The sequence below is a fragment of the Bacteroides sp. f07 genome (genome assembly GCF_042854785.1).
Taxonomy (GTDB): Bacteria; Bacteroidota; Bacteroidia; order Bacteroidales; family Bacteroidaceae; genus Bacteroides.
The window spans coordinates 2,865,949-2,878,520 of the sequence record NZ_BAABXI010000001.1 but is presented as its reverse complement, the minus strand read 5'-3'; the positions used below and the strand labels follow the sequence as shown (position 1 = coordinate 2,878,520).

At 42.1% G+C, this 12,572-nt stretch carries 6 protein-coding genes and 1 pseudogene; 2 read left to right on the top strand and 5 right to left on the bottom strand.

The window, feature by feature from the left end:
• The first annotated feature begins 9 nt into the window (after positions 1–9).
• Complete coding sequence (locus ACGHVY_RS11915; RefSeq protein ID WP_390599240.1) at positions 10–2,379, top strand: polysaccharide lyase family 8 super-sandwich domain-containing protein; 2,370 nt, start codon at positions 10–12, stop codon at positions 2,377–2,379.
• Positions 2,380–2,463: 84 nt separating this feature from the next.
• On the opposite strand, the gene ACGHVY_RS11910 is transcribed toward ACGHVY_RS11915, so the two are convergent.
• Complete coding sequence (locus tag ACGHVY_RS11910) at positions 2,464–2,787, bottom strand: hypothetical protein (RefSeq protein ID WP_390599239.1); 324 nt, start codon at positions 2,785–2,787, stop codon at positions 2,464–2,466.
• A gap of 400 nt (positions 2,788–3,187) precedes the next feature.
• On the opposite strand from ACGHVY_RS11910, the pseudogene ACGHVY_RS11905 reads away from it, so the two are divergent.
• Positions 3,188–3,337, top strand: a pseudogene (locus ACGHVY_RS11905) (Arm DNA-binding domain-containing protein); the annotation flags it as partial.
• Positions 3,338–3,416: 79 nt separating this feature from the next.
• Here the strand turns inward: ACGHVY_RS11905 and ACGHVY_RS11900 are convergent.
• The 4 genes from ACGHVY_RS11900 to ACGHVY_RS11885 form a co-directional block, all read right to left on the bottom strand.
• A complete protein-coding gene (locus ACGHVY_RS11900) occupies positions 3,417–4,772 on the bottom strand; it encodes an ATP-binding protein (protein WP_390599237.1) in 1,356 nt (451 codons plus the stop codon).
• Positions 4,773–5,158: 386 nt separating this feature from the next.
• Positions 5,159–7,207, bottom strand: coding sequence for a polysaccharide lyase family 8 super-sandwich domain-containing protein (locus tag ACGHVY_RS11895; RefSeq protein ID WP_390599236.1), 2,049 nt, complete (start codon positions 7,205–7,207; stop codon positions 5,159–5,161).
• Positions 7,208–7,252: 45 nt separating this feature from the next.
• Positions 7,253–8,332, bottom strand: coding sequence for a glycoside hydrolase family protein (locus ACGHVY_RS11890; protein WP_390599680.1), 1,080 nt, complete (start codon positions 8,330–8,332; stop codon positions 7,253–7,255).
• Positions 8,333–8,494: 162 nt separating this feature from the next.
• Positions 8,495–12,484: a two-component regulator propeller domain-containing protein gene (locus ACGHVY_RS11885; RefSeq protein ID WP_390599234.1), complete on the bottom strand. Its 3,990-nt coding sequence runs from the start codon at positions 12,482–12,484 to the stop codon at positions 8,495–8,497.
• Positions 12,485–12,572 lie beyond the last annotated feature (88 nt).

Below are 12,572 nucleotides of genomic sequence, written 5' to 3'. Positions count from 1 at the left end.
CGGTAAAATATGAAAAATAAAAGAGATTTTTGCCTGTCGTTTTTGTTGCTGATAGGTTTCGTGACTGTTTTTGCACAGTCGGATAAAGAAAACGCGATACATAAGTTGCGCGAGTATTATTCAAAGAATATGAGTACTTATCCTATCCGTATGAAAATAAACAATGCGGATACTTACCTGAAACAGTTGAATGAGGAGGGGCAGTTTGAAGATTTGATAGCTTATGAAAAGGAGATTCACGACCGTAACTGGCTGAAATCCGTCTCTTTTCAAGACCAGCAGAATATGGGACTTTACCTTGCCGACGCAACTGAACGCCTGTGGGTGATAGCCAACAACTTTCGGAGAGCAAAGGTAGATACGATTCCCGAACGTTTTTGGAAGGCTGTGTTGAGATATGGGGATATTGAAACCCGCCGTCAGCCGAACGATCGTTTCCATGCTTCTTGCTTCGCTATTCCGAAAGCGGCTTGCGGGGTTTATTACGCTTTGTTCAATCAGATGGATATTCCGGGAGATACGGTGGTTGTTCGTAAATCTGCCTGTGATATGCTGAAAAAACTGGCGATGCAGTCGTGGACGCAACCCAAACGTAATGATGATACGGAAAAGAATGTGGTAAGTGTGGAAAGGTTCCGCCATCATGTTTCATGGGTGGGTGGAAATGCGCTTGCCTATCGTCCGCTGTTGGAGACGGCTGTATTGATGGATTCCATTCCGATGGTAGATGTAGTGGCGGAAGTAGCGAAAGGTAGCTTGAGCAGTGTGTCGCAGCCTACTTATCAGGATGCTTTTTGGAATGAGGGGTTCACCGCAGATGGAGCCGGTTGGGGACATGGTCTGCAGTGTCTCGTATGGGGATATCCTATTCACGGAGCACAGAGTGCACAGAATTTGTTATGGACGCTCCGTGGGACTCCCTGGGCGGAAACTTTGACCCGTGAGAATGCGGATGCATTGCTTAATTTCTATCGCGGCAGCACATTCTATTATTACAAAGGATTTATCCCCCCTTGCCTGGATCGTTATTCAATGGTGTATTATGAAGGGAAGTCGGCTCATATCCCTTATTATGAAATGATGAAAGCTTCTGTCACCCGTTGGCCTAACTCTTTCACGGATGATGAAGTCCGCGAATTGAAACAGTTGATTGTGGAAGCGGGAAAAGATAATATCCGTATGGACGGTTATCCGGCAGGGCACTATAACGGTACGCGCTGGTTTTACAATAATGATGATCTGATTAAGCGTAATGCTGATTATTATATGCTGGTGAATATGGCTTCCAACCGTTGTGACGGTTTGGAAAGTGCCAACAACTTTGCAGATGAGTATAATATCTATACGAATGACGGACTTACTTATTTCCAGCGTAAAGGGGATGAATACCGGAAAGTGATAGGAGCTATGGACTTGACGGCTCTGCCCGGAATTACAGCCCGTGAAGGACAGGAAAAACTGAAACCGTTTACCAATTGGAGAGGATTTACCAGTAAGCACAACTTTGCAGGTGGAGCGACAGATGGTGGACAGAATGCGGTGGCAGGCTTTATCTTCGAGAAAGTGGACGCTATGACCAGGGAAAGAAAGGATGTGAACATCATCAATCCGGTGGCTTTCGGGGTAAAGGCTTATAAGTCATATTTCATGCTGGGCGATTATATGATTGCTCTTGGAGCCGGCGTCACCAATCTGGAACCGGAGCAGGAAGGTACGATACGCACTACTATGGAGCAGACTGCTCATCAAGGGAAAGTCACTCTGTATGACGGAAAGAAGCAGCTTGAACCGTCGTCCGGTGTCAACTCGTTGATAAATAAAGGTAAGTCGTTGTGGGTAATGCAAGAGGGCGGCTTCGCTTATATGCCTTTGCCGGAATTTACATCAAAGGCATTCTTCTGTTGCGAAACTCGCCCCAACGAATGGTTGAAGAGAAACCTGTCGAACAAAGGTAAGAAGAATCTGCCGGAAACGGCTGATATTCTCCGTGTTTGGGTAGACCACGGCCGGGAAGTCAAGGATGATACATATGGTTATGCTGTGTATGCAGGCGAAGGACTTCCGGCGAAGAAGAATCCGTTTGCAGTGCTTAGAAATGATACATTGGTACAAGCTGTCCAGTCAACTGATAAGAAAGTACTGGAAGCTGTGTTCTATTCAGCCGGCGAAACGTTGAGATGGCAGGGAATCCCAGTGAAAGTTTCCGCTCCTTGTGTGTTGCTTATCGAGAAAGAGGGAAAAGGCTACAAAATTTCAGTAACAGACCCGACGATGAACACACAACTGAAAGAAATGAAAGTGGAAATTGGAAAGACTTCTGCTACGATTGCTTTGCCGACAGGGAAAGATTGTGGAAAGAGTGTGACAAAGGTCGTATAATTTGACTTCTGATAAAATTGGGTAGACGGACGATTAGTTGGTTTTAATAAGAACCGTCCGGGTTTGTTTTTCAATAAGGGGTATCTAGAGCTGAGGATTCTGATGGAATCCGGCTTTTGATACCCCTTTTCTTGTGTGTTTATATTTTACATGTCTTCCAATGATTTCGACATAAATATCACAGATTCTTGTTTTTGAAATACACAGTTCTTCCAGTGTGTCAATGTACTCTGCTGTGATACCTCTTTTACATTTATCTATGAATTCTTGGAAACTTTTCTCGTCAATGGCAGGAGTATCCTCTTCATATGATATGGGAAATCTTTTCATTTCCGCCCAGAGCTGGATGATTGCTTTGTTATATCCATACTTTACCGCTGCTTCGTTTATGTTTATCCATTTCGACATGATGCTTCTTTTTAAGGTGTTCCACAATAGTGGGTGATATATATTTTGTTGATGTGGTACAACATGCATCCAGTCTTTTGTATGTCGGATGGTGGGCGTATGATTTAAGGTTATTATGGGGATTTTGATAACCGACCGGATACAAAAAAGGCATGGATGCTGTTGAATACCAACATCTCTGACTAAGGTCCTAGCAAAACCCTTCAACAAGATGATGATAACAACAGACATCCACGCCAATCTTTTATATATAACACATCTCTTACGGATATGCTGATATACAGTTAGTATGTAAGGGCAGATTTGTGCAGTTCTACTATTCTTCGCACCGATACGCTGTGTTTTGCTTACCGTCATTCGGCTCTACCATAAATAATTTTGCAAACAAAAAAGTAGAGTTATGAGCAGAAGCACTTTCAGAGTATTATTCTATCTCAAACGCAATGTCCCGAAAAAAATCGGGCTTGTGCCGGTGATGTGCCGTATCGCCGTAAACGGCAAGATTTCCCAATTCAGTTGCAAATTGGATGTGGAAGAAAAGTTGTGGAGTCAAGTTCATCTTGAAAGCATTCCCATGCCATTAAATCCTCATGCCAACTTTCAAATTCTCCTAAATCATCCATAAGCTTTTACTCTATAATTTGCCAATAACCTTGTTTTCTACCTCCTACACGCTCCAATAATCCAAGTTCTTGAAGGCGTGAAAGATTATACTTAACACCATCTTCTGTGATGTTGAGAAGACTTTCACTTATCTCTTTTCGGGTCGCTTCGGGATGCTCTTTTAAGAAAGATAGCATAGCCTGCTGTTGTTCCGTCAGGTTTTGGGTAGTCTTTTGGGTAGTCTTTTGGGTAGTCTTTTGGGTAGTTGCTCTTTCCGGATACTCAAACTTGAATACCGTCCAAATACCTGAAACATCGTAACGGAATTCCGGTGTGGAAAATCCGTCATTCTTACAAGCTATAATGATACGCTCAATACCACGTCCCCACGCTTCAATCTCTCCTGAACGAAAGAATGTATTGGCGATATCGGGGTTGTAAGGGAAACTACGATGAGAAGATAGTAGTGTTTCCACTGTCCAGCCGTCTGGTAAAACACCACCATTTACAATTTCCAGTTTATTTTCATATACGCGAATTTGTATGGGAGAAGGTTCTGCATAATCCTTGTTAATGCAGGCGTTCAATAACGCCTCGCGCAAAGCCTCCCTCGGTATAGGCAATGTTTCTATTCGATGGATACCTTCGTAAGTTATGATGGCTTTCATGTATTTAGTACATAGTAAGTCCATTAGTTTCACAATTTGCTGAAACAGATTGCCATGTACTTCATCTTGATATACTAAATCCATTCCTTCACGGAAAAAACCAACCTTTACAAAAGCTCCGGTCACGTAGCGTTCCGGGTCAGGATGAAACAACAAAGCAGCAGCGCGTTTTAGATAATCGCCCTCATAAAGCCGAAGTTTTTCTAACAGACCGTGATTGTTGTCCATTAAATCAGCATCTTCCATGCGTTCACTTCGTTTGGCATATTTGCGAAATAAGTCGAAAGTAGCGTTGTCTAAATCCTCAGTTTTCAAATAAGGTACAGGTACGCTGTCCCAGGTCTTTCCTTGTTTGCGAAGCATGAAACGGTCAAGTGCCGCACCTTTCAACTCTTGATTGGTTGCACCGCTCCGCTGGTAATACTTGCCACGAAAACTGATCGGATAAGGATATGCCTCTGTTGCAATTTCCAAATATTGCTTTTCATCCTTCTCTTTCAGATTAACATCTACCAGAATGCCGAGCATATCACGAGTTTTGTTGGGGATATCTTCCATCAACTTCTTAGTGTCTGGTATACCGCATACGTCGCCATTGTCTTTTACACCGATGTAAAGAAGACCTCCTTGCGCATTGGCGAATCCGCATATCCATTTCAGATATTCATCGCGCCAGGATTCTTTGAATTCTATGTTTTGGGATTCGGTTTGCATATATATTATTCCAATGGTATATTACATTTATTGCAATGTTAACTTCTTACATTTAGGATAAAAATCGCATTTCCCATCATCTATAGAATTACGAATATACTCTATAATACTTTGATATTCTGTAATATTTTGTTTTATTTGGTTATTCATATGTATAATTATTCTCCTCCTTTAATCCTATTACAATTTCTACAAAGGCTTCATTCTTGTTACTTCCATAAGCTTTAGGAAACTCCATTTAATGTATATAAGTTGACTCTATTTGCAAATATAACGATAAAATTTGGAAGCGTATTATAGAGGCCGATTTTTTATTCTGTATATTTAGTGTCATTTTTACTAGCATGGGAGGTTAATCTCCCTAAGTATCCCTCAAGTGGAATCGCTCATTCAAAAAATGGAAGATTCTTACCGTTATTTTCGGTTATGAAAGGTTTATGAGCAACGAAATTCCCCTTTTTTGTATGAATAATATAAGTTCCCGGTTCTGATATAGCTATCGGATTCTGACCTTCTATTAATATTTGAGTAGGATGATAAACACTTGCGTAACATAAATCTTTGATAACAACTGCTTGCGCTTCTTTGTCATTACGGATAATACGGATAGAGTTACTGTCGAAATTGCGAACTTTTTGTTGCGTGGTGGCTGGAAGTGTCAGATATATATAAGATGCAGGCATATCTTTGCGATGTTTCAAATAAATGGAGAATAGTTCATTTTTTAAGACCTCGGGTCTGTACATTCCCATGAAGTCTTTCCATTGTCCTTCTTTATTCTCGGTCAGAGCGATGCAAGTGTCCGCTTGTAATATAATATATCCTGTATTATTATGGAAGAAACGTTTGTTGCCATCAGACCATACTTTGCCTTTACTGAATCGTTGGTCGATGGACGTCATAATAGTAGCTGTGCTGTCCGCATGAATGTCACTTCCCATACATAGTACGTAATCATCCGTGAATACCCATGCCTTATTAGCTTCCAATTTATTGCGTTTCAGTTGCATGGCAGTGATACCTGTGTTCTCGTAAGTCACTCCGCCGACGCAAGAACTGTGATTTCGGGAATCAGTTTTGTTGGGATTTGGAATAGGGGCATTGCTTTCATAAGTGGTAATTCCCGGAATCCTTCTCCAATCCCAGAAAGGAAAAATGTTATGGTATTCGTCTCCGCGTACATAAGTGTATAGCGCGCCGTCAGCCATGTAATATCCTTTCAGATTATCTTCGTTCACCAGTTCTGTACCAATTACTCGTTCGGAAGCCATACGTACGGAAGCCATCCATCGGGGAGTACGGTGAATTGTATAATCCGATTCCCAAAAATGTTTGTTTCCGGTAAACGTTTCGGGAATTTTTGAAGAGATGGAATTCCGGTTGATCATTTCTTGTATTTTTCCTGAAACTTCCGGTTCGCTGCTTTTCATCAGAGAATATGCAGCAAAAAGCAACTTGAATCCTTTGTCGATATCCGCATTCCGGAATAGTTGCCGGTTCAATCCGTTTACGTCCCAATATCCTCTCCATACAATCCATTGATAACCTTCGAGTAGGAGAGAAGTGAGAATTTTCTGTTGTTCTTTAGAAAAAGCAAGGGAAGTCCCGGCAAACATTTCCGCATAGAAACTCATATTGCATATAAAGGACAATCCGTAATTACCGAATTGTTGTTGTGAACCATGTTGGTGGAAGCTCCAGTCTGCTTTGATTCCTTCTTTTTGACCAAGTAATATTTCAGAACTTATGTTTCTTTGTGCTTCTTTAACCAGTTCCCAATCATTTTGCAGGATAGCTCTGATTAATACATTGCCTGCCAGCCAGACTTTATTCTGCCCTGTCATTCCGAAAGCGGAGTTCATCATGACTTTGACGGCTGCCTGCTTTTCTTCTTCATTCATTTCCTTTTCGAATAGTAAGAAAGCCGGTCCGAGTGTGCGTGGTATGCCGATTTGATTATACCACCAATTGGGACATACCAGCTCATGTTTGAACCAGAAATTCATTGCCTGGTGGATTGTGTTAGCCAGTCGGGATATTTGGGCAGGTTTCAGTTGTTGCTGTTTCTGATAATAATATTTGGTAAGCTTCAAGATTCGTTCTGCATGAATTTTGGGCTCCCAGCCGGAACGTTTAGTATCTTTGTAATTGATGTCTTTCCATGATCCGTCCGCACAAAGAGTATTTGTGAGATACTTGATTTCTTTGGAAGAAATAGGATATAGCTGTTGTAACTCAATCACATTCTGATCGGATACTTCTTGCTCCCGGGGAATGGTTGCAAGCTGTTTGAGAAGAACTCTCTTCCCTTCATCTTCACCAAGAGTTGCATGTATATAATTCCTCTTGATTAGTGTTATCGAATCGCTGAAAGACTTTTGTGCATGAGCTGTACAGCACGTGATAAGAAGAAATAGTAATAGTTGCTTTCTCATTCAGAGTTTATTTGCGATATTAGTACTAAAAAGACCTTTTATCCCTTACTTCAAAGGAATTACCATATTCCATGATTTTGTGGCGTTCTCAAATCCGCCGGGACCATCCATTGTTGCAAAGAAGGCATGTGTGGCTTTTCCATTCTCAAAGAGAAGGAACGGGCGTTCCAGTTGTCCTTGCATTTCAACTTTTCCATCTTCCCATTCTACGGTGCGTGAATAGGCTTTCGGGTCTTTATCTACAGTCCAATGGATGCCGTCGGCCGAGTGAGCCATGACTCCGCCACCTCTTTCGCCTGTATATTTGGCTACGTGATCTTTGAAAATGGCGTGATACCCTTTAGAGTCTTTCCACAAAAACGGATCTTCGGCTTCTCCTTGACCGTCTACCTGGAAGATGGGCTGGTCATTGTTCAATACCGTGTAAGGCCCTTCAATGTTGGGAGCATAAGCGATTCCTAATGCCATGTCCGAGTATTTGCCGTTTTCAGTATGAGCCCTTCCTTTGAAAATCATCATCACCGAGCCGTCTTCTTGGATAACAGGCGAAGGGTTGGATGCTAAATAGCTATAGAAAGTATTGGCTTTTGTCTTTAATATCGGTTCGTCGAAACGTTTCCAAGGACCGTAAGGAGAATCTGCAACAGCCAATCCGATGCGTTTATTGACACGTCCGACGATGCACCATGGGCTGCTTAATGTCAGTTCATCATAAGTCGGTTCACCGAATGGGTGGGTAGAACCCATGTATATAAGGTAATATTTGTTCTTGTACTTCAGGATACGCGGATTGTGGGTGGAGCGTCCGTCCCAATATTGCGCACCACGTGCCGGCAGGGCAATGTCGCAGAATTGGTAAGGACCTTCAGGTGCATCGGATACAGCATGTACAATCTCCGAGGCAATCATCCATCCCGGATGGAAAGGCAGTGACTTAGGGAAGCGGGAAACAAACATATGATATTTTCCGTCTTCTCCTTTGATAACGGAACTTCCCCAACTCCAATATCCTTCACATTCAAAAGCCGGAGTGCGGGGAGCTTTGCCCAATCGATGAAACAACTCATTCTGTGATTGTTGTTTCATGACTAGTAAGTTTTCTAGTTTTTGAGCATGAGTATGCATCGCATATAGCACAAAGATTAGGGATAAAAGAGTCGGATAATAAGTTTTCATAGCCATTGCTTTAATTTTTAATTAGTTTTCGGAAGCAAAGAAAGTGACTTTTCTTCTAAAGAAAGTGGTATTAAAGTCCCAAATAGGTGCTTCCTGAATCCAAAAACTGTTTTAAACCGCCTTTTCGTCACTTTCTCCTTTTCGATATGCTTGCGGCACTACCTGATATTTTTCTTTGAAACTCTTGCTGAACTGCCGTGGAGACGAAAAACCTAGTTTGTCGGATATCTCCGATATATTCAGTTCCGGATGCTCTTTCAACAAGATTGCCGCCCGTTTTAAACGGATGGTTACAATGAAGTCATACGGAGTTTTGCCGGTGATATCTTTCAGCTTGGTGAATAGCTTGCTTCGTGCGATTCCTATTTCACGGGCAAGCATATCTACATTGAATTCCATGTTGTCTATATGCTGGTCTATAATTTTCATGGCTTTGTCTATAAACTCCTTGTCCATCGGATTGGTAGCTATAATTTGCGGGGTTTCCTGCGGGTGCTTGCTGAATTTCTCCTGTAACATGATTCGGTTGTTAATCAGATTGTTGCAACGGGATAACAGGATGTTGACATTGAATGGTTTGGTTATGTAGTCATCGGCACCCAGGCGCAGCCCTTCCATACTATGTTCGATAGACGTTCTTGCCGTGAGGAGTACCACCGGAATGTGGCAGGTTTCTAAATTCTCCTTGACTAGCTTGCATAAGTCAGTTCCCGACATTTTGGGCATTACAACATCGCTTAGTATAAGATGAGGATGCTCCGATTGCACTTTCTCCCATCCTTCTTCTCCGTCGCAAGCGGTGAACACCTGGTAGAATGGGGCGAATATGCCGGCGAGCATTTCCCGGAGAGATTCGTTATCTTCCACAATGACAATTTTTATATCCCGTTTTTTCTCGGCATAGGAGTCGGAGTTTAAGGTTTCTTGTTCGCTCAGAAGATTTTGGGCAAAGTCCGGGAGCAGGTTTCCTTCAATAGGGGAGTCTTCTTCGGATTCGCAGATTTGTTCGGGTGTAAAATGTTCCTTGCCCGTTTGGAGATGTACACTGAAGGTCGCTCCCTCGCCCGGTTCGCTATATACTTCTATACTTCCGTGATGCAGCTCGATAATACCTTTGGTCAGTGCCAATCCGATTCCTGTTCCCATATAAGATGGGGAAGTTGATTGTTCGGTCTGATAAAAACGGTCAAAGATCTTGTTCAAGTCTTTCTGGGTGATGCCGGAACCGTTGTCGGTAACTTCAATCACTATTTCCTTGTTGCCTTTACGCACGGAAACTGTGATTTTTCCTCCCTCTTTGGTGTGCTTGAATGCATTGGATATCAGGTTGTTCATCACCTTTTGAAGTTGTTTTTTATCATACCAGACCGGAATTACGTCCTGTGCCTTGTTAAATCTGAATGTGATTTGCCGTTGCGCGGCATATTCTTGAAACAACAGATAGCTTTCGTATACAAAGTCTACCAGGTTGTGTTCGCTCACTTTGATTGTCATATATCCTTGCTCCTGTTTGCGGAAGTCGAGCAGTTCGGTAATCAGCTCACGCATTTGCAGGCAGTTTTTATATACACCCAGAATCCGGTTGTAAATGGAAGGCGCGAAGGAACGTGCCTGTAACAGCATTTCCATCTGCCCGATGATGAGTGTCAATGGAGTGCGGAACTCATGGGAGATATTCGTAAAGAAACGGAGCTTTGTCTGGTTGAGCTGTTCGATATCTTCCGCGTGTTTTTGTTCGTATCTCAGAGACTCCTGAAGTTTGATACGATTCTTGTAAGTGCGGACGATGAAATAGAGGATAACACCGATGCAAAGCGTATAAAGTAAGTAAGCCCAGACAGTGCGGTAGAACGGTGGTAATATTTTAATATCGAGATGACTTTCGGGAATGAGCTGATTGTTTTTGGCACGTACTATTAATGTGTATTTTCCCGGATTCAGGTTGGTATAGGTGATAGTGTGCTGTCCGTACAGGCCGGTCCAGTTTTTGGAGAAACCTTCCAGAAAGTATTCAAGGTCATCCCTGTTGGAAGGAATATAATTGGATATGGCATATTCGATACTGAACATGGACTGGTCGGCCTTCAATGTGATTTGAGAGCTGTTGGCAAGAGAGTGTTGCAGAATCCCGTTGTCATCGTTGACTTGTACGGCTTGCCCGTTGACAGACAAGCTGAAAGGATGGATTTGATAGCTTTGGGGGACATAGTTGATATGTTCTTCCCGAAAAGAAATCATACCGTCCGTTCCTCCGATATAGATGTCTCCGTTGGATGCTTTAAAAACAGAACGTTCATTAATGGCAGATAGGGGAAGTCCGTTCTCTTTCGTATAGTTTGTGAATTTGCGGCTGGGATAGTCCAGAATAGAGAACCCGATATCGGTGGTGAATAAAATCTTATTCGGAGAAAGCTCGCATACATCATATACGCAGTTGCTTCCCAAGCCATTCTTTTGTTCGTCGAAGTTCTCGAAGTCGTTCGTTTCGTGCTTATATAAATCAACACCGCTTTCGGAAGTACAGAACCATAGTCTTTTCTGGCTGTCTTCGTAGATGCGTCCGATATGATTGCTGCTGATACTATGTTCTAACGCATGGTTATGTTTATAGTTTTCTGTTTTCTTTGTATCGTCCCGATAGGCATAGACACCTTCTCCGTTTCCGCTGATCCAAAGCGTTCCCTGATAATCTACATGAACCGATACGGTACCGCTAATAGGACTATCCTGAAATAAAAGAACCGCTTTTTCAGTTTTGGGATTAAACTGGCAGACTCCTTTGTGAGTGGCAAGAAGAAGATTGTCTTTGTAAGGAACAATTTCCCGGATAATATTTGAAGGGAGAGAACCCTTGTCGCTATTTGTATGATAACGGGTGAATTTGTTACTGCGAAGATCCAGCTTGTTCAATCCTCCCATATGGGTACCTATCCATAAGATTTTGTTAGGATGATCGTAATAGATGGTTTTTACATTATTGTGTGAAAGACTATTGGGATTGCTGCTGTGTTTGTACCATTGAAATGTATTTGTTTGAGGATTATATTTAGTGATTCCTCCGCCTTCGGTACCTATCCATACATTGTGCAGGCTATCTTCCGTGATGCATCCTACTATGGGAGCACTTAGGCCGTTATTTTCCGTTTTTGCAGCTTGGAAGTGCCGGTATATCTGGCTTTTGGGGTTGAAATAGTTGACTCCTCCGAAATAGGTTCCCGCCCAGATCGTTCCTTGTCTGTCGCATAGCAGGCTCCAGATGGACGAATTGGTCAGACTTTTGTCCGTCTCTTGTTTCTGGTAGTGGGTAAAGGTATTGTTGGAGGCATTGAACTTATTTAAACCGTTGAAGGTGCCTATCCATATATTCCCATCCTTGTCTTCGCAGAAGTTCCGCGCGAAATTAGAACTGATACTTGTCGGGTCATTCTCGTTGTGTTTGAAATTGGAGATTGAGGCACCGTTGATGATATAAACTCCCTGTTCCCAAGTGCCTATCCATACTTTCCCTGTAGAATCCTTGAAGATATTGGTAATATTCCCTTGTGGAAGGAGATGAACGGCTTCTTGTTTGTTATCGAGCCGGAACAGCCCGTGTTCTTCCGTTCCTATCCAAGTATATTCATCTTCTATATATAAGGCGTTGATATTGACAGAAGGGGAGTCCTTCAATTCATAAAAAGGCACAAAACGTTTGTTTTCATATCGATAGATTTTATTCTTTTGTGAAATATACAATTGTTTATGGTAGCACATGGTTCCTGTTGTACCCTGCAATAACGTTTTAAATTGATTTCGGGCTGTGTTAAATGCAGAAATACCTTGGGCGGTTATGATATAAATCTCGTCTTTTCCGTCACCGGTAATGTGTAATACTTTGTTGTCTATCAGACTATTGGGATTGTTTTTACTAAATTTGTAGGTGATGAATCTGTTGCCGTTATAGAGATTTACACCATTTCGGGTACCAAACCACATAAAGCCTTTTCCATCCTGATAGATAGCCATGACCGAATTGTTGGAAAGGCCATCGTTCGTAGTCAGGTGGTTGAAGGATATTTCCTGCGCCGTACATTTCAGGGCGGACAGCAAGAAGATATACATATAAAATAAAAATTTGCCGAAATTCATTTTATAATAGATTGTTGGTTAGACTGCAAATATAAGTCTTTTTGTTTGAATGTGCTTTTTT